The 20,487-nt window shown below is 27.2% G+C and carries 13 protein-coding genes, 5 tRNA genes and 1 other RNA gene; 6 read left to right on the top strand and 13 right to left on the bottom strand.

Annotation, left to right across the window (positions count from 1 at the left end):
• Window positions 1-8: 8 nt before the first annotated feature.
• Window positions 9-5,666: a PDxFFG protein gene (locus SAM46_RS00970; protein ID WP_078747214.1), complete on the bottom strand. Its 5,658-nt coding sequence runs from the start codon at window positions 5,664-5,666 to the stop codon at window positions 9-11.
• Window positions 5,667-5,866: 200 nt separating this feature from the next.
• On the opposite strand from SAM46_RS00970, the gene SAM46_RS00965 reads away from it, so the two are divergent.
• Window positions 5,867-8,182, top strand: coding sequence for a hypothetical protein (locus SAM46_RS00965; RefSeq protein WP_318635607.1), 2,316 nt, complete (start codon window positions 5,867-5,869; stop codon window positions 8,180-8,182).
• Window positions 8,183-8,221: 39 nt separating this feature from the next.
• Here SAM46_RS00965 and SAM46_RS00960 read toward each other — a convergent pair whose 3' ends face one another.
• Window positions 8,222-9,874, bottom strand: coding sequence for an IS1634 family transposase (locus tag SAM46_RS00960; RefSeq protein WP_318635606.1), 1,653 nt, complete (start codon window positions 9,872-9,874; stop codon window positions 8,222-8,224).
• Window positions 9,875-10,062: 188 nt separating this feature from the next.
• Between SAM46_RS00960 and SAM46_RS00955 the strand changes: the two genes are divergently transcribed.
• Window positions 10,063-10,263: a hypothetical protein gene (locus tag SAM46_RS00955; RefSeq protein WP_318635605.1), complete on the top strand. Its 201-nt coding sequence runs from the start codon at window positions 10,063-10,065 to the stop codon at window positions 10,261-10,263.
• Window positions 10,264-10,288: 25 nt separating this feature from the next.
• On the opposite strand, the gene SAM46_RS00950 is transcribed toward SAM46_RS00955, so the two are convergent.
• From SAM46_RS00950 to infC, 6 genes are all read right to left on the bottom strand, one after another.
• Window positions 10,289-13,306 (bottom strand): hypothetical protein, encoded by a 3,018-nt coding sequence (locus SAM46_RS00950; RefSeq protein WP_078747327.1) that lies wholly within the window; start codon window positions 13,304-13,306, stop codon window positions 10,289-10,291.
• 101 nt (window positions 13,307-13,407) lie between these two features.
• Window positions 13,408-14,289 (bottom strand): translation elongation factor Ts, encoded by an 882-nt coding sequence (gene tsf / locus SAM46_RS00945; RefSeq protein WP_078747326.1) that lies wholly within the window; start codon window positions 14,287-14,289, stop codon window positions 13,408-13,410.
• A 40-nt stretch (window positions 14,290-14,329) separates the two neighbouring features.
• Window positions 14,330-15,163 carry a 30S ribosomal protein S2 gene (gene rpsB, locus SAM46_RS00940; protein ID WP_078747325.1) on the bottom strand — a complete coding sequence of 278 codons (834 nt, stop codon included), beginning with the start codon at window positions 15,161-15,163 and terminating at the stop codon, window positions 14,330-14,332.
• Between the two features lie 239 nt (window positions 15,164-15,402).
• Entirely contained in the window at window positions 15,403-15,756 is a 354-nt protein-coding gene (rplT, locus tag SAM46_RS00935; protein ID WP_078747324.1) for a 50S ribosomal protein L20, read from the bottom strand.
• A 62-nt stretch (window positions 15,757-15,818) separates the two neighbouring features.
• A complete protein-coding gene (gene rpmI, locus SAM46_RS00930; protein WP_078747323.1) occupies window positions 15,819-16,007 on the bottom strand; it encodes a 50S ribosomal protein L35 in 189 nt (62 codons plus the stop codon).
• Window positions 15,988-16,605: a translation initiation factor IF-3 gene (infC, locus tag SAM46_RS00925; RefSeq protein WP_078747322.1), complete on the bottom strand. Its 618-nt coding sequence runs from the start codon at window positions 16,603-16,605 to the stop codon at window positions 15,988-15,990. The genes rpmI and infC overlap by 20 nt, the downstream gene beginning before the upstream one ends.
• A gap of 339 nt (window positions 16,606-16,944) precedes the next feature.
• Here infC and whiA point away from each other — a divergent pair, with 339 nt between their 5' ends.
• Window positions 16,945-17,814 (top strand): DNA-binding protein WhiA, encoded by an 870-nt coding sequence (whiA, locus tag SAM46_RS00920; RefSeq protein ID WP_078747321.1) that lies wholly within the window; start codon window positions 16,945-16,947, stop codon window positions 17,812-17,814.
• An 83-nt stretch (window positions 17,815-17,897) separates the two neighbouring features.
• Here whiA and SAM46_RS00915 read toward each other — a convergent pair.
• The 5 genes from SAM46_RS00915 to SAM46_RS00895 form a co-directional block, all read right to left on the bottom strand.
• A tRNA-Leu gene (locus SAM46_RS00915) sits at window positions 17,898-17,981 on the bottom strand.
• A 65-nt stretch (window positions 17,982-18,046) separates the two neighbouring features.
• Window positions 18,047-18,122 (bottom strand) — tRNA-Thr (locus SAM46_RS00910).
• 2 nt (window positions 18,123-18,124) lie between these two features.
• Window positions 18,125-18,200: transfer RNA gene (locus SAM46_RS00905), tRNA-Val, on the bottom strand.
• 5 nt (window positions 18,201-18,205) lie between these two features.
• A tRNA-Glu gene (locus SAM46_RS00900) sits at window positions 18,206-18,281 on the bottom strand.
• Between the two features lie 5 nt (window positions 18,282-18,286).
• Window positions 18,287-18,361, bottom strand: a tRNA-Asn gene (locus SAM46_RS00895).
• 190 nt (window positions 18,362-18,551) lie between these two features.
• Between SAM46_RS00895 and ffs the strand changes: the two genes are divergently transcribed.
• From ffs to SAM46_RS00880, 3 genes are all read left to right on the top strand, one after another.
• Window positions 18,552-18,648: signal recognition particle sRNA small type (gene ffs / locus SAM46_RS00890), an RNA gene on the top strand.
• A 151-nt stretch (window positions 18,649-18,799) separates the two neighbouring features.
• Complete coding sequence (locus SAM46_RS00885; protein WP_318635604.1) at window positions 18,800-20,248, top strand: IS1634 family transposase; 1,449 nt, start codon at window positions 18,800-18,802, stop codon at window positions 20,246-20,248.
• A complete protein-coding gene (locus tag SAM46_RS00880; RefSeq protein ID WP_143826104.1) occupies window positions 20,229-20,450 on the top strand; it encodes a hypothetical protein in 222 nt (73 codons plus the stop codon). Before SAM46_RS00885 ends, SAM46_RS00880 begins: the two co-directional genes overlap by 20 nt.
• Window positions 20,451-20,487 lie beyond the last annotated feature (37 nt).

The raw sequence follows: 20,487 nt of genomic DNA, 5'->3' as shown, positions 1-20,487 counted from the left end.
TCTCCTTCCTAGTGTGAAACATTAAATTGGTAATCAATTAATATTTTTGTTTTACCTGTTTTTTGTTTTGTATTTGTATTTTCGTCAAGAATATATTCGGCTTCAATTATAACAGGTGATTGTTGATCTGCCTTCGCATTTTCTGATATCGAGTCTAATGTGCCTAAATTTAATGGTTTGATAGCTTGTTTATTTTCATCTGCAAATTCAATATAGTATGCATGTTTTGGTTTTAATAATGCATCTCTATATTTAGCCATAATTGCATAATCTGAAATTCATGATGTATAACCATAATCTTCAATTGTTTTCTTAGTTGTTACATCGCCTTGTTTTTGTAATCAGAAAATATTATTAGTTTTATTTGTATTAATGTTTAGATATTCGACCTTACCCGATTCAACATCAGTAAATTTTAAATATTTAACTTTATCAGCTAATGATGTTTCTATGTAGCCGTATAAAGCTAGTGAATCTAGTTCTTTATGTCTAAACATTCCAGAAATATCTCTAGTTGAAACACCATAGTTCTTTAATTGAGAAATAAAGAAAGCTTCAGGACGGTTTGTTATTTTATTACCATTAAAATCTTTTAGTCTGATATTTGAATCCTTAATTGGATTTCTATCTACGTCATATAATTCCATACCAATGACTTCTTTTTCTCATCTATCCTTAAAGAATCCATTACTATTAGAAATAAATCTTCCAAAATAACTTGATTGTCTTGTTTCGGCATCGGTAAAAAATCTTCTGCCTGAAATATCTTTATTTACTTCATCATTAATTTGACTTGAAAGTTTATTTGTGTGTTGAACTAAAGTATTTTTTGCCTCTATTTTGTTATTTAGTAACGCAAGCAGGTTTTTATATTCAATTGATTCGTGGTCTTTAATCTGAGCAAGTTGCAATTTAATTTCAGCAACAACCTCATTTTCTTTTTCGATTCTTCTATTATTTCTAATTCTTGTATCAATTGATTGTTCAAAGTTTTTCTTTCATCTTTTTGCTTTAAATACACGTTCTGTAGCTTTATGCATACCTGAAATACTATTTAACTTATCATTTAAGTAATTTAATTTAGTACCATCAACAATGTAATCTAAACCAGTTACAGCTTCATTTAATCCTTTTAAATAACTTGGGGTATTGCCAAAATCTTTTAATTCAGGAGCATATGTTATTTGAACATAATCTCTAGTTAATGTTTCAGCAATAGAATATACATAATCAGTAAATTTATCATTTAATAAAGGTTCAACTCTAGTGTCATTGTAATTAGACACATCATCAGTTGGCTTGCCTGAAGTTAAAGAACCAAAATAAATACTTACATAGTTTGCATTATCCATTGTGATTAATCCTTTATCTCTTCAGTAAAGAATGTTTCCAATCATTTTTAATAAATCATGCATACTTAAATATTCAGCATATTGATCTTTATGATGATCTCTTAAAATTTCTAATAATGCATCTTGTAACATTGGTGCATCAAAATATAATCTTTTTTCAGAATTATTTGGCGCATCTTTAGCATCTTCAAGATAGTATTTTCTAAATGTAGAATCAATAATATCAATACCATACAATTTAGAGAATACACCTCTATTTTGCTCTAAATTCGTTGCTGGTGAAAAATCTTTAACTGATAATCATAAACTTGAGTGTCTAAATCTAAACATTGCATAGTTAGCTATCGCTTGTTCTTTGGCTTGTTCTGTTTTAGCACCTCTTATTTTAGCTCTTAAACTAATTGAATTTGAATTAGAATCATTGTTAGCTAAATGCTCTATAGATGGAAAATCAAATTTAGATTTTACATAAACAATATCTCAGTTATATTCCTTACTTTGTTGGTCATATGAAGCTTTTGAATAATCAATTGAACCAAATTCATATAACTCAGATAAACTTTTTGCTCTATAAGTTATGTAGTTTTTATCTGCAATATTTGGATCTGAAACATTTGCTCTTTTTGAATTATTATTCGCTTTTGTTATTGCTTTTAATAAATCACGATCATTATCATTAATTCCTCGTGCATATGGATTAATAACTACAGCACGAACTGTATCATTAAATTTATTAGTTGGGTCTAAAGCCATTCTTCTAACTTGAACAATATCTAAAATTGTTTCGTCTTTATCAATATATGCAATAAATGGAACATATTCATTAGTTCCATTTAACGGTAATATACCAGTAGCCATATAATTAGCAAATATAGGATTTACATTAAACATTGCAGTAATTGTATTTCCTTCATAATCAGTTGCTATTTGGTTTGCACGTTCTTTCATTCTGTAAGCATTATCTCTAATATTAGCAAAATTGCCTAAATAGAAACTATCAGTTGAATATGGGAAGAAATATCTATTGCTTGTTAGCAACTTATCATCTTTAGAATGTCTAAATAATAAAACAGAATTTAATGTACCACCATTTAAATAAGCATTATTTTGTAAGAAGTTCTTTTGTCATCTTTGTAACTCTGGAAGATTTTCAAAATGATTTACAACGCTAAGAATACTTCTATAGAAATCTTGAATTTCTTGTCTTAATCCTGATGAAATTGCTAGATGTAAGTTTCCTTTTTTCTCAGTGACATCATTTCTAAAGTAATCAATATTATGAGATGGTTCGATTTCAATTTTATTGGCTCTATATTCTAAACCGTCTAAAAGGTTTTCCATATCATCAACATTATTAAGAATTGAACGAGTTACAATACCCATTGAACCGCCCAATAAGGTTGCGCTTGTATTTCAACCTGAATCATACATTTCGGCTCTAACTGTTTGTCTAATTGCATCTTGAATTACAGTAGCTTGTGCTCTTACATAAGTAAGACTTTCAGGATCTAATTTTACATTTAAAGGAATGTTGATAACAGGAGAACCATCTTTATTAAACATGTTAATTTTTGTTACTTTAGTTCTGTCTTCAGGATCCAAGTCATAAATTCTAATTGAAAAGTTATTATCGCCACTAAAAGTTGCAATGTTGATTAATGGATTACCTGCACCATCTGTCATTTGTGAAATCACATCTTTTGCAGTTAAGGTAACTAATTTGTAATCAAAACTTCCGTTTTCAGTTTCAACCTTTTTATATGCTTTGCCTGTTCCATTAATCATTGGGTTTAATGTTCCTGAATCAGCATCAAATGAGTTAGCAATGAATAAATCACCTAAAGCCACACCTCTTGCCTTGGCTGCTTTACTTAATCCAATAAAATCTTGTAAGAAACGTCTCTTCTTATTCTTAAGTGCATTATAAATTTCGTCTCTTGATTTATCAGTTCCTCAAACATCTTCTAATGCTTCAGTTTCAAATCTAATTACTTTTCCATTTTCGTCTAAAACACCAAATCTAAATCTAATAAATTTTCCGTATTCAGTAGGTTGATTATTTGCATTAACTCTGATTACTTCAATATTTGTTCTAGCTTCTAAATAATTAACTAATGCTTCATATGAATAGTATGATGATTCATTGGCTCCACCTCTTGTTGATAAACCACCAACAATAATTGGGTTTTTATCATCAATTCAAGCTTGTCCTTGATCTAATGTATAGTGGTGTCCGTATTCGTGTGTAGCAACATATTTTAAGAAATCCGTTGGAACACCTTCAAATCCTGGAATTAAAGCACCTAAAACTAAAGGAAGCCCAATTCTATCTCCTGGAGTTAATCCTTTATATTCTCCATCTTGAATGCTATATTCAATTACACCTTGCTCATTAAGATTCTTCACTAAGTGAGGACCATTTAATGTTCTTAATAAATGTGGATATTTAGCTGTAATCTTATCAACTAATCCACTATATGCTTCTGTGTAAAGTTGATATTTTCTTGCTTCTAATCCTGTAATTGGATTACCTTTATCATCGGTTAAAGCTTTATCTTCTGGTGTATAGAATAATGTTAAAGGTGATACTGATCCTGTATATCCAATTGCATCCTTGAATTCCTCAAAACTAGCTGGTTTGTAATCATTAGAATTGCTTGCTGTAAATACTAATATTTTATCTTTGCCATTTACATCTTTAAGCATAACTTCAAGAGTATGTGATGCATATTCTGAATTATGTAATACTTTAAAATCATTTACAGTGTATTCAGTTACATATTTTAACTGTTCTTCATGTGTTAATTTATTTAAAGCATCAACTTTATTAACAGCTTCTACAAATGAAGCAAAATATTGTAAATCCTCACCGTTTTTTGGATCATAGATAAATAATTTTTCATTTTTATATGATACATAATCATAAAAATCTAGAAAATGTTTAAAAGATGAATTAATTGCATTAATAAATGTTTGATATGTTAAAAATGATCTGCCTTGCACTAAAGCAAGATTGAATCATGTTTTATATTCGTTTGTTAATGCTTCTTTTTCACTATTTATTTTTGCATACTCTAAAGTATTTTTCTTAAGACTAGCTAGTTTCTTATCAATTTCAGCAACTTTTTTATCAACTTCACTTTTTTCATTATCGTTTAATTCTTTTTCATCAAGGAATTTAAATGTAAATGTTAAGTAATCAACAGATTTATTACGTTGACTATGATTAGAATCTTGTGAATTATTTTGTGTTTCTTCATCATTTTGGACAACTTCATCAACAATATTTGCATTATTATTAGTTGGAGTATTATCTCTATCTTCCACTTTTTCAAAACCAGCTTCAAGAATTTCAACTGGTCTTAAATCACTAAATTTAATATTTTGAAACTCTTCAGGATATTTTGATTTTAATTCATTAAATTGTTCTTCACTAATGTCAAAAGGTAAATATAATGACTGTAATCTATATGGAAGTTTACTATCCATTAATACCTTAAACTTCATATGTGCTAATCTTTCAGGTAATACGATTTCACGATATGCAGCTGAACTCTCAATAAATGGTGTGTTTTTTAATGACGATATTAATGGGATATTTTGTAAATATTCATCAAGAATAGCTTTAGGCACTACAGAACCAAATGTTGAATAAGCTAAAGCATCTGTTGCGTTACCTCTTCCACCTAATCCGGAATAAACTGGTAATGAACCAAAGAAAGCATCAGGGAAGAATTTAATTTCACTTACTTCTTTATGAATTGTTGAGTGTGAACCTAATGTTATGGCATTACCGTTTTGCTCAACACCTGGCACAATTCTAAATGAATCAAGTGTTAACAAATCAGGTCCTCAAGCTACATTTGTAATAAATCAATTTGAGAATTCGATGAATTGCTTTGGATGTACAGCTAAAACATACTCGTTAAAGAAACTAAATGATCCATATTTAACTTCAAGTATAAATGCTTCATTATACTTTTCGAAATACTTATCAAAAAATTCTTTAAATGAGTATTTAATTTCAGGTTTATCAGTAAAAGCAAAACTTTGTCCATTATCATAAACAATAGCTACTTTGTTTTTCTTTTGCGGGTCTAATACTGCTAATTCAGGATTTAGTTGATTATCCTTGTCATAAATCTTTGAATAGTCATTATTAAATAGTAATTTATTAGACGGAGATTTAGGGCCAAGTTTTTCATCTGAATTTTCGGCATAACCTATCATTGCACCAACAGCTACCCCTGCAGCTACAGTTAGTGTTGCTAATGATAATAATATTTTCGATTTTAATGATCAATTTTTAACCATAATCACATCCTTTTCTGTTTTTTATAAATGAATTCTTATATTAATTTATTAATATAAGTAATTTTACCACATTTTTCAAAATGTGGCTTAAGTTTGTTTTTTGTCCCAAAAAATGCATTTTTTATATTAAAAGTGGAGGAAAAATGACAAAATGAACTAAAAAATTTTTAATTATATCATCGATATTATGTGGCACATCCGTGATAACGGCAGGTGTTATTTTAGGTATTAGCTTAAAGAAAAAACATAAAACAAATATCGTAGAACCAAGAACAGATGACATATTGAAGTCTCCTAATTTAAGAAGACATATTAAACCAGATAACGAAACTATTTCTTCATATACAAAAGATAATAAATTTGCTATTAATAAAATTAATTATCAGGGAGTAAATCAAAATCCATTCGATAATCGAAATTTAATTTACCACGAACTTGAAGATGATAGAACCTTAAATATACTATGAGTTACTAAAGAAGACGAAGAAAATACTCAACTAAAAAATCAAATTATGTCTGTATATGATTCACTAATAAATAGAACAAAGAAATTAAGCAATGAATGATATAAGCAAAATGAAATAATTGAAACAAGAAGTTTTGTTAGAAAGAATTACAGGATAATTAAAAACGGAATTGAAGAATTATTTAATAATATAAAGAAATTTACGAATGATATGATTTACAATAAAACTTTTCTTTATGCAAGATATGTAAATAATGATGATACTAAAACATCTGCTGAATTAAAAGATCAAGTTACAGCATTTGTTTTTATGCTGCATAAATTTGTCCAAGATTTTTATGAAACATTAAAATTAGGGAATATTCATAATTATAGTGTGAATAAGTATCTAGAATACAATGAATATAATTTATCAACTTTAGGTACAAAATTTAGTTCATATAAAAACAGAGTAAAAGAATTACTAACATTCTTAGAAAAACTTATTATTACTGTTAATAACTATGAGCAAGTCCTAAAAGATATTGATAATAAATTATTAGAATTGGATACTTACACTAGTGATATAAATGCATATATTTCTACTTTTTTAGAACTTCCGTCTTACAACGTTATAGAAGTCGAATGAGACAATCAAGTGCAAAATCTTGACAGACTACTTGAACAATCAACATATCAAAGAAATACATTATGATATAGTTTAAAATCTAAATTAATTTCCACATTAACTTCTGACATTGAAATAATAAATGAATATAAGCATAATGCTATTTATCAAGATGCGACATTAAGACTTTTACGACTAAAATATAATCGTTTTAATAATCAAGTAAATGATTTATTAGAATTAATTAAAAGAGATAAGAATTATAAAAACGAAAGCTATACCAAAATATTAAATGTATTAGAGAATTATGTTGAAAATTCAAAAAAAATAAGTGAAATTAATACTGAATATAAGAGAAATATAGTTATAAACTATATTGTCAATGTTAGATATCTCATTGAGAAAATTGGCAATATAGTAAGTAATGATACAAATGCAATTGAAAAATTTAATTCGGAAATGAAAGAATTAATTTTAGGCAAATTTCTTCCTATATTTAAGCAGAATATGGATAAGCATATGGAGTGACAATCACAATTGTCAAATGCAAAAAGTTCTATAGATGTATTAAAACGTAAATACAATAATACATCGACTTATTTTTCTGAATTGCAAAGTCTTCACTCTGTATATCAAAAATCTACAAATTACATTCCTAACAAATCAGAAGAAATAATGTCTCAAATAGATCAATACAAAGTTTATAATCAACGATTAAAATCACAAATAGAAAGATTACAATCTATAGTTACAAATGCAGAAAAACATATTAATGAATTCGGGTTTGAAGAAAAAGATAGAGATGCTAATTATTATATTGATAGTTGAGAAGAATATCAAATAGATGATTTCAATGGCGATATAACACAAATACTAGATATGATATTTAAACTACCTATTGATAATATCACTAATTTAAATTGAGAATTAAAAAACGAAATGAATATTAGTGATACCGAAATAAATGAAGTTATTAGCAAGTATAATGAGTTAATCAAAACTAAGTTACGTGCTACAGGTGAATTAATAAACTATACTTTTAACTTAACTAGCTCAATGAAAAATGAATTTAATGAAATAAAGCAAAAATGAGTAGAGTACATGAATAAAACAAAAGAATTTAGTTATATGATCGAAAATTATGATCAGTATATTACACTTAAAAAGCAAATTGATTCAATACGATCGCATGCTTCATTTTATAAACAAAATGGTTTACCTTTTCAAAATATATCTACTGCACAGAATAAAAACTCTTTAACTACTAAATATGTCAATTACTTGAATTATAAAGCTGATTTTTATGAAAAAAATATAAAGGAATGATATGATCTAAATTTATCATATAAAACACCAGATTTAACTGTAGAACAATATCGAAATTCAATGATAGATTTTATAACAACCTATGTTTCCAAGTTAACAAAGTGAAAAAATAAATAGCTCTACAGTGTAGGGCTATATTTTTTGACATAGTGAAAATTACACAGAAAAACCATCAGATACAAGCATTTTTATTTCTCTGTATAACTCAATTTCATTTCTAAATATCTCATTATCTCATGAAGATGAATAAGTAATTTTGCCATCAACTTTAGTGAAGTTTATGTTAGCTACTTTTATTGATTCTATTATTTGAGATGGAGTAACTCTATCTAAAACACCTCATTTATCTTTTTGCTTATGATTTATATATCAAGTTAAATAATTTAATACAACTAATCCTAAAAAACAAATGGTTATATGTCCAAAAATGTGATTATCTGTTCTTACATACATTGGTCTAGCATCTAATGTTGATTTAAGATCTCTGAAATTTCTCTCAATTGTTCATTGTTTTTTGTATATATCAACTATTTCTCTTGCCGTTAGGTTATATCTAGTTGTTTCGAATGCGACATAACCATCAAGTTTAGCATCTTCTTTTAGCATTTCTACATCTATTGCAATCTTTGATTCTTGAATTTCTTTGAAGAATTTATATTTCTTATAGGAAATCATACTTTTTGCTGTTGCTGTACCGTCTTTTCCTTTGATTTTGTCAAATCTATCGAGCACTTCTTTTCTTAATATCTTGTCTCTTTTAGCTTTTCAAGTGTCATATATAATAATTCTTCTGTATTTTATTCTATTTTCTGCTCTATCATCTACTTGTTGAATTTCTTTATATAATAAACCATCAACTTTTTGGTAATCAGTTTCACTAACTACATATTGCTTGAATTTGTGTGATTCGCCTTTCAATCTAATAGGAAAAATATAATGCATATTTTGATACTTTACATAATCCTTATTTTGTGCCGAATTCATTCTTTGTCTGCAACAACAGTTACATTTTGTAAATTGTATATTTCACTTAATTCATGAATTGTAGGGATAAAAGTTTTTTAAATCAGCTATATTACCTGGTAATAAAACAAAATTTAATGGTATTCCGTTTGTGTCTGTTACCATACCTAAAACTACTTGATCTTCTTTAAATTTACCATCTTTAGAATATCCAGCTCTTTTTAATGAAAACTTTTCTTTTAAATTCTCGTTAGCATTAACAAATGTTTCAAAATATAGAGTTGTAGCATCCAAAAATATCAAATTTGCTTCTCTCTTAGTTGATACATTCATTTTTTCATTTATGTTCGCTACTAGTTTTTGTTTGTTATCTGCAACAAAGTCCAAAAAGTTGTAAACTGTTGATTTTTGAATGTTTATTTCATTTACATATTTATCTTTCAGATTGAAACTACGAATTAAACTCTCGGGTTCTAATATTCTTTTTGCTATTAAAAAACTTAAATATTTTGTTCACATTCTTTTCTTTACCGTATTGATATCCTTAAATAAGTTGATTTCATCAATTACTTTATAAAGTAATTCAATCCCTACATTATATGTTCCGATTTCTATTTTAGATGTTTCAAAATATTCAGCAACTTTATTCTTCACATAGTTTTTATCAGCATCTAGTGGTAAACTTTCAGCAATTTTCTTAAGTATAGAAATAGGATCATTGTGTTTTGTAGATAATTTTGATAATGAACCAATACTTATGCTTTTATCGTATCCTTTACCATAACCGGCTGATATCGCTAATCCAACATAGTAATCATCTTTTTCTTTGTTTTTGTTACTAATCACTTCTTCATATCACTAATATTTTACCATTTTTCTGTGTAATTATGTAATAAAAAAGATAAAAAAATTATCTCCTTATACTATGTATAAGAAGACATTAACTGATTGAAAAAATAGGTCCTAACTTGGAAACATAGGATATATCTACTGCACAGAATAAAAACTCTTTAACTACTAAATATGTCAATTACTTGAATTATAAAGCTGATTTTTATGAAAAAAATATAAAGGAATGATATGATCTAAATTTATCATATAAAACACCAGATTTAACTGTAGAACAATATCGAAATTCAATGATAGATTTTATAACAACTGACAACATAGAAAATCTTAACAAGATTACATCTAAATTAAATAATTGATTCTACAGTATGAAAGCAATTATATAAATAAAAGCTCTGCTTAGCAGGGCTCTTATTTATATTCAACCGAAGTTTTAATTATATATTCTAATACTTCTTTTACACTTGTATATTTTGCATAAAGTATTAAAACCTTAGCTGGATTTAATTCGTTTTTATCATTAAAATTATATTTTGATGCAGATGGATTTAACTCATCTTTTTGAAGTGAGAAATCTTTACTTCTTAAATATGTATAGTAAGTATCTCTTGCTTCTTGAAGGTTTTTTTGTAATTCTTCAATGTTACCTAAATTTGAGTTTTTAGCTTTTAGATATTCTAAATTAGCTTGATAATAAGCTTTTTCATTCTTAAGAATATTATCAAATATTTCTTTTTGTTTTGTTCTTGCTGCCACTGGATCTTCTTCAGATAGTACTTCAATTGAAGAAGATTTAGGTGATGTAATACTTCTGAATAGTGAATCACTTTGTTGTAATTTTCTTAAGGCATCAGTTGTTAAATTATATGCAACAGCATCCAATTTTTTATATCTGTCTGTAACTGAATTATTACCAAAGAATTCTGAATTAGCAATTTGTCCTTGTCTTAACATTATGTAAACTTCATTTAATGGTATTATGAATGATGAATCTTTAGCTTCTTGAATTCTTCTTTTGAATCTTCTTATTTGTGATTGTGCATCATCTCTTTCTTGTTCAGCAAGACTATAAGGTGTAGTTGTATCATATGAATCATCATAAATTAATTTAAGTATTACTTTTGAATTTTCGGCAACCTGAGTATATTGTGCCTTTAATTCATCTAAATTACTTGATGAATTAGCTAATTTATTCATCGTTTCTGATAATGTAGAAGCTTGTTTTAATGCATTATCAATTTTTTCATCAAATTCACTTCAAGCAGTTGCAAAATATGATTTTTCTTCTGGCCTATCTTCTTGATATGAAACTTTCTTATCTTTAAAATCATTTATGAACTTATTCAAAATTGCCACATTATTTTTTAATGCTTGAATAATTTTTTCTTGTTCACTTTGTGCAAAATCCATTGTTTTATATGAAGTTAATAACTCATCCATTTGCCTCAATACATTATTATATTCATTGACAGTATTTTGGTTATTTTGGATTTGTGTTTCAAATCTTTTAGCATTTTCTTCAGTTTGAAGATATTGATTCATTTTTTCGTCACTAGAACTTATTGATAAGTCTTTAAAATAACTTAACATGTTATTTACCGCAACTAATTGAGCAGATAGATTCTTAACGGCTAATAATTTATCGTATGCTTCTTTTATGTTTAAAACACTGTTCATGTTTCTAACATCTCTAAACAATGTATTAAAGTAAGAATTAAGTTCTAAATATGTTTTACCTAGTGGTTTTTCTAATTGATCGTCAGCATTTAGTTTATTGTATTGGGCTCTAATAGTTGATAAAAATAGTTGTCATGTTGCATTAAATTCAGTATCAACCTGTTGTTTTAATTCATTAAATTCCTTATCAGCTTCTATTTTATAAGTTGCTAATTTGTATTTAAGAGAATTTAAGTAAATTTCAATACTTTTCTTACTGAATAAATCTTGAATTAAATGGTATCTAGTTAAATCAGTAACATCTTTTAAGAATGATTCATAATATGATTTATATTTAACTGAATCAAGATAACCTCTATTTAAACTATAAAATTCCATATATTTAGGTCTAATTTCATTTGCCATTTTTTCAAATTCTTTAAGTGCTTCTTTATCATTAATATTATTTAATAGTGGCATTGTTGATATTTTCAATGTCTTGCCATTAGATAATGTTGTGGCAAATGAATCTTTATATTCATCTGATGTATTATCTCTTTTAATAAATTTGTCAAAGAACTCGGTTTCTAAAATGTAATATAAATCAACTTGATTTTTAAGGTTTTTTCCTTGCGTTTTGGCTTTTTCATAATTTGCAATAACACCTTGTAATACGACTTGATTTTCTTGTAATTTCTTTAATTGTGCTTTCTTTTGTTCTAATTGTGTTTTTTGCGTTGAAGAAGTAGTATTGCCTAAATCTTCAAGTGATTTAATTTCCTTAGTTAATTTGTCAATAGCTGATGTTTGTAAAGAATTAAGAGTTTTTAAATCATTAATTCTTCATTCAAATAAATCAGACATAAATTGTTCTTTTGGGAACGGAGTATCAACTTCTACTATTTTTCCGTTATCAGTTAAGAAAAATGATTGAATTAAGCGTGTTGTATTCATTGCTGCTAAAATAGAATTGTAAACACGAATTGATGTAGCTACAGATAATTCTGATGTTTCAACATCTTTTAAAATTTCTTCAATGTTTTTAATATTATTATCAATAAGCTCTTTTTCTTGCGAAGCATCATATCTATCTTTATGATATGTTCTTACTGTATCTAATAAGAATAAGTTTAGGTGTTGAATAGTTTTAATAACATCAATTGCAGAAGCAGATCTAGAAATTAATCTACTTCTTAAGCTATCTAGCTTACTTTTTTCTAGTGCTAATAAAGCTTTAGCTTGACGTAATTCTTCTTTTAATTTAACTATCTCACCGCTACTTACTAAGGTATGATCGCTTTCAGGTAGTTTACCATCAAGTAGTTTGTCGACATCAACACCTAGTGATACTAATTTTTCTTTTAGTACATCAACTCTTAATTGTAATAGTTGTACTTCTTTAGTTTTAGCTTCAATATCCTTATCACTTGTGTTTATTAATTCAATACGTAATGTTGCTAATTTTTCAATTATAGCATTATGTAAATCACGTAATTCTTTCATATTTTCATTTGTTAATTCATCATTAGCAATATTACCTAATTTAGAATTTAAGTTATCATATTGAAGTTTAAAACTTGTATATTCTTCAGGTTTTGCTAAATTATTTAAATAATTTAAATTAGCATTCATTTTGGCTAGTAAAGCTTCTTTTTCTACAGCTTTTCCTTTTGTATCTTCTTCAGTTGAAGTTGTATTACATGCAACAACTGCTGATAAGGAAGTCAGCGAAAGAGCCGATGTCATTATTAAAACAGATTTTATTTTTTTCATATTAGTTCCTTTATAAAATTACTTAATTATTATAGTATAAATAAATAAAAACGCATATACTGTAAAAAGCTCAGTAATATGCGTTTTTTGATTGTAGTTTATTATTTAACTACCATACCAGCAACTTCTTCAGCAAAGTTTGATTGAACTTTTTCAATTCCTTCACCTACTTCATATCTAATAGCAGATACAAGTTCACATCCGTGATTTTGTAAATATTTAGCTACAGATAATGAGTCTTCCATAACAAAAGCTTGTTTTTCTAAAACAAATTCAGATAATTGTTTATTTAATCATCCTTCTGTTATAGATACTTGAATTTTTTCAGGTTTATTTTCAAACCCAGCAGGCTTAACAAATCCTTCTTTAATAGTATTTAGTCTGTCTGCCGGAATTTCATTAACAAGAATAAATTCAGGATTCATAGCTGATACATGCATTGCAACATTTCTTGCTGCTTCAACATTATTACCTTTTACAGTAACAACTGCAGCAACTTGTTGATTAGCATGAACGTATATTCCTAAAACTTGATTATCTTTAGCTTCTACTTTTGTGAAACGACGAAGAGAAATTTTTTCCCCAATAACAGCTGTAGCATTAACTAAAGCTTGTTCTACTGTTTCACCACTTGTTAATTTAACTGTTAATCCTTCTTCTAATGTTGAAGCATTTGAGTTAAATAATGCTGTAGAAACTTCATTTAAAAGTTGAATAAATTTATCATTTTTAGCAACGAAATCTGTTTCTGAGTTAATTTCTACTAAGATAGCATGTTTTTCGTCACCCATAGCTGTAACAGCACCTTCTGCAGTAATCCGTCCTGCTTTCTTAGCTGCTTTTACAATTCCATTTTCTTTTAGCCAAGCAATAGCTGCTTCAATTTCGTAATTTGTAGCTTCTAAAGCTTTTTTACAGTCAACAAGGGCTGAGTTGGTTCTTGTTCTTAATTCTTTAATTAATTCCATTTTGTTATCTGCCATGATAACCTCCTAAATTTATTTTAATTTAATATGTTTAAAATTATTTTGCTTGATTTGTTGTTTGAGCTTCAACATGATTTTGTTGATTATTGTTAAATGATGGTAATACAACTTTTTCATCATCTTGGTAAGCGAATTTTACTTGTCCACCACGTGCTTTAACAATCGCATCAGCTAAAATTGTCATAATTAACATGATTGATTTTGCTGAATCATCATTAGCAGGAATTCCGAAATCTAATAAATCAGGGTTTGCGTTTGTATCTAAAATACCAATAACTTTGATTTTTTTTCTTCTTGCTTCTTTAACAGCGATTTCATCTTCGTTAGGATCAGCAACAATCATAACTTGTGGTAAACGTTGCATATCACGGATACCGTTTAAGTTTTTATGTAATTTGTCTAATTCTTTGTTAAATTCTAAAGCTTCTTTCTTTGTGTAACCAGCAAAGTTTTTAGCTGCTTTAGCTTCTAATTGTTTCATTTTTTCAACACTAGACATAATTGTTTGGTTGTTTGTTAAAGTTCCACCTAATCATCTTTCAGTTACATATAATGAACCTGTTCTTTCTGCAGCTTCTTTAACAGCATCACGAGCTTGTTTCTTTGTTCCAACAAAGATAAATGAAGCACCTTTTGATGCAAGTGTATTAACTAGTGAATATGCATATTCTAAATATTTTTGTGTTTTTGTAATATCAATAATGTGTGAACCCTTGTTCTTTTTATTTGGAACAATAAATTCTTTCATTTTTGGATTTCATGCATGAGTTTTGTGTCCGAAGTAAGCTCCAGCTTCTAATAATTTTGTCTTAGACACGATAGGTTGTTTTTGTTCTTTTTGAACTTTTTCTTTTTTGTTTTCTGTTGTCATTGTAAATTTCCTTTAGTTTGTTATTGCTACATAAATATTTCTAACGCCTAGCACTATGATTAGCACACCCAAGCGAATCCATATTCATGGTTATGTGTGTATAAGATTAATAGTAAAGTATAACTTATGTACTAATTTTATTAAATTGCATATAAAAATGAAATTATTTTTTAATTTTTTTATTACTTTTATATAGCTATAAAAGAGCAAAATAAAAAGGCAATTATTTTGCCTGTATATTATTTTGCATCTTTAGCGATTTGAACTAAAACTGAAAATGTTTTTGGTTCATTAATTGCTAATTCAGAAAGCATTTTACGGTTGATTGTGACATTAGCTTTTTTAAGTCCGTTGATAAATCTTGAATAGCTCATTCCTTCTGCTCTAACAGCAGCATTGATACGAGCGATTCATAATTTTCTAAAGTTTCTTTTTACTTGTTTACGGTCTCTAAAAGCATATGTTCATGATTTAACAACTGCTTGTTTAGCAACTTTGTAACCGATTGATTTATGTCCAAAGTATCCCTTAGCTAATTTTAATCATTTTTTACGTCTTGCTCTTGTAACTGTTCCGCCTTTAACTCTTGCCATAATTATTCCTTTCTAATAACGTAATTTCTAAGTATTTGAAAATCTAAAATTAATTAACAAGATTAAATTAAAGCTTTAAATCTTTTAAGATCAGATTTTGACATTTGAGCAGATTTACGTGATTGACGTTTTTGTTTTGTTGTTTTGTTTTGAGCTAAGTGAGAACGATATGCTTGTTCTCTTAAGATTTTACCTGTTCCTGTAACTTTAATACGTTTCTTTAACGCACTTTTAGTTTTCATTTTTGGCATTTAATTCTCCTTCTTTAGTTTCTTGATTTGTTTCAAGATTCTTTTCTTTTAAGTATTTTTGAATTTTTTGTTTATTTGGTTGGAGATTCATGTCAAGGAAACGTTCATTTACTAATTTAGGTTCTGTTGTTTTTTCTGCAACATCTTCTAATAATGCGAAGAATTTTTCAAGAGTGTTGAAACCTAAATCTTTTCTTCCTATTTCACGGCCTCTTAGTTTTAATGAAACTTTGATTCTATCGCCTTTTAAAAGAAATTCTCTAGCTTTTCTAGCTTTGGTATTTAAATCATTATCTGCTATCATAGCAGTTAATCTAACTTCACGATTTTGTATAACTGTTTGTTTTTCTTTTATTTCCTTATTCTTTTTCTTACGGTCATATTTAAATTTTCCATAATCAAGAATACGGCAGATTGGCTTAGGTTCAACACTTATTAAAACTAAGTCCATTTTATAGCTTTTTGCTAACTCTACTGCTTCTGTTGTATATTTAACACCTAACTTATCACCATCAGGCCCAAGTACAAATACTTGCTTGAATGGGATATTGTTATTAATGTAATGTTCAGAAGCTGGTTTTTTTCCTTTTGGTTGAATAATTAACTCCTTAAAATAAAATAAATTTAAAAGTGGTTCCCCACTAAGTCTACTAAAAAAGGTATCAGAATTATGATACGTTCAATTGTAGCTGTGAACCCAAGACTATGGTCATCAGGTGAGAAATAAATTCTTCTTTTCTGCAATTAACTCTATTGCTTTTTTATTTTAACAAAAAAAACTATTTATCAAAATACAGAAAATAAAGTTCTGACTGTAATTAGCTTCTTTTGTTCCTATAAAATAGATATATAAAAATCGCACTTTTATCAGAATGAAAAAAACTAAATTTTTATAATAATTTTGTTTATAAAAATATTTTTTTATAATTCTGAAGCTATGAAAAACAAACATGTAAATTCTTTTAGTTCAGATGTTAAAAAAGAGATAATAAATAGTATAAGTAAAAAGCAAGAAATAATAGCTTTTATTAATGGGTTGGTTTTCTGTTCAGCTGAAGTGGACAAAAATCATAATTATGTTACATATATTAAGAATGACTATTTATTAGATAAATTAATGCGTAAATTACAAAAAGTTCATCTTGATTACATAAAAGAAAATACATGAAAATCAAAAATCATAATCCTAAGTAATAACGAGATAATAAATGAACTTCAATCTTCAGATTACTTATCATTCTTTTTTGCAGGTGTATTTTTCGGTGCGGGTAGTATATCCACAAAAGAATCTACATCATATCATTTAGAAATTTCTTCTCATAATAAAGAAAATTTACTAATAATCCAAGATAAATTAAATCAATACAACTTTAACTTTAACTTTATTGTTAGAGCAAATAAATATGTTATTTACACTAAAAATAAAGATAAATTAATTGACTTTCTAGCCGGTATAAATGCTAAAAACTCATGATACGAATTACAAAATATTATTATTAAAAGAGATTTTGAAAATGTTACAAACAGAATTAATAATATAGATTTAAGTAATATAAATAAAATAGCAAAAAGTACGATAAAACATATTGAAAACATAAATTATATTTTTGAACACAATCTTGAACATCTTTTTGATGATAATCAACTTGTTGCTTTTAGAATCAAAGCAGAAGATAAATGATTATCACTTACTGAATTATCTTATATTTTAGAAACAAAGCATAATATTTTTATTTCTAAGAGCGGATTAAATCACTGGTTTCGAAAATTAGAACAAGTTGTTGCTCAACATAAGAAAAATATTTAATAGGCTACTAAATGGTATTGGTGGCCTATTTATTTTAACCCAAAATTCAAAAATAAAAAACGTTAGTTTCCTAACGTTATTGCTGGTGCGCGAGAAGGGACTCGAACCCTTATGCCGGAGGCACTAGAGCCTAAATCTAGCGTGTCTGCCAATTTCACCACTCGCGCTTTTTTTGATTTAAAAATTATTGAACTTACGTCCAATAATAGATTTGGTTTTTAAAATCAGTTATTGGTGCCGTCTATAGGACTCGAACCTACGACCTACTGATTACAAGTCAGTTGCTCTACCAACTGAGCTAAGACGGCAATGGTGGAAGATAAGGGACTCGAACCCATGACATTCGCCTTGTAAGGGCGACGCTCTCCCAACTGAGCTAATCTTCCATAAATGGCAGTCTGTACGGGGATCGAACCCGTGTATGCATGGATGAAAACCATGTGTGTTAACCGCTTCACCAACAGACCATAAATGGCGCCGATTATTGGGATTGAACCAACGACCAACTGGTTAACAGCCAGCTGCTCTACCGCTGAGCTAAATCGGCACTCTTTTGTTATCGCTTATATATTATATAATATAAATCAATTTTTAAAAATAAATTTTATAAATATTTTTTATTGATTTGCTTTGTTTTTAAAAGCAAGATTATTATAACACGAAATATATATTTATTAATCAAAAAAATAATTTTTTTCTGATATTTTTACTTATCAATAATATGAAAGTTGTTATAATAATTAAGCCATTAGAACAGTAACCCACTAACCTGGTCAGGTCAGAAATGAAGCAGCCACATGAGGAAGTGCCGTGTCTAGTGGTTTTTTATATATTTTTCCTGAGTTTCCAAGTTTTAAATAATAAAATCAATATTTAAGGAATCTAAAATTAGTTCATATACCTATGGTATATGGATTTTTTAATTAACCCAAAAATTTTATCTTTTTTTACTTGTATTACTTGTATAATATGATAAAATAAAGTTATGGAAAGCAAGTTTATAGTTATAAAACACAAAAGAAAAGATCACACATATATTTCAATAGCAACATCAAATGGATATGGAAAAGGTTATAGTAATCAAATAGGTCTAGGAAGATTAGAAAAATTACAGGAAATTAATCCTGATCCTATTAATGTGATTAAAAATTCAATAAAGAATTTATCTGTATCTGAATCTAAAGAAAAGATAAAACAAGCCGTTATGTTTGATTTAAATAGTTCAAAATCCGAAACATATAATGTTAATTATGGAATTAATGTTCTTTATGATTTGATTGATAAATTCAAAATCTTTGATGTATTACCTAAGTCAAGACATAAAGATTTAGATAGATTATTAAAATACACAGTCTCATCAAGAATATTAAATGCTGATAGTCTTATTTCTACATATAAAAATAAGTTTCAATATGAAAATACACCTGACTATAAAAAGTCAAGTTATTACACATTACTAGATATATTAAATGATAATGAAAGTATTATATTACAACAACTAAATCAAAAAATCACTCAAAACACTTCAAGAAATATAGAGCTAATATTTTATGATTCATCAACTGCTTATTTTGAGAGTTTTAGAAGAACAGGACTTAGATATCCTGGTTATTCAAAAGATGGTAAATTTAAAGAAGATCAAGTTGTTATTGGTTTAGCAACAGATGAAAATGGGATTCCGATTCATTACAAATTATTTAAAGGTAATACAACAGATTCAAAAACATTTATCCCTTTTGTAATAGAAATGAGCAAAATTTATAACATAAAAAATGTAACAATAGTTGCCGACAAAGGAATGTCTGTAACTGCAAATTTAAGATTTTTAGAACAAAAAGGTATAGATTATGTTATTTCATACAGATTAAAATCAGGTCCAAGAGATTTTAAAGAATATGTTTTAAACGAAACTGATTATATAGGAACTGAAGAATTTAAATATAAGGAACAAACAGTAGCATCTTTATATAACAAAAGAGACCTAATGGTCATCAGAGAAGAAAAAATCATAACATATAGCAGGAAACGAGCTTTAAAAGATAAAGCTGATAGAGATATATTGATTAATAATTTCAATAAATTAAAAAATAAAGATGGTTATGTAGAAGGTTCAAAGTTATTAGGCCACAAAAAATATAGATTCTTTAAAAGAAATGGTGATGCACGATACGAATTAGATTTAATCAAGCTAAATGAAGATAAACAATTTGATGGATTTTATATTTACGAAACATCAAGAAGAGATTTATCTGCACAAGAGATAGTGGAAATTTATGCAAAGCAATGACAAATAGAAGAAAACTTTAGAACTTTAAAAAATTCACTTGAAGTTAGGCCTATGTATGTATGAACTGATGCACATATAAATGGTACATTTCTTGTTATGTTTTATTTCATTAGTTATTTTCAAATATTTGCTGTATACAATAAATAAATCATTAAATGATTATGGTGTTATAGATAAATTTACAAATAAAAGAACAATAGAAGCGATAAAATCTGCACAAAAATTTGTAAAAGTTGTAGATGGTAATGTTGTGGACGAAATTTACATAAAAAATAGTGAAAATAATTCATTAATACAAGATTTTGAACTAATAAAAACGATATTTAATAAATTTGTACAAGTAATTTAGAGCATGAAAAAACGAACAAGTCTATACGGTAGAAATG

Origin of the sequence: Mycoplasmopsis verecunda, from assembly GCF_033546915.1 — a bacterium.
In the GTDB taxonomy this organism is placed as follows: Bacteria; Bacillota_I; Bacilli_A; order Mycoplasmatales; family Metamycoplasmataceae; genus Mycoplasmopsis; species Mycoplasmopsis verecunda.
This window is presented reverse-complemented; position numbering and strand designations above follow the sequence as displayed.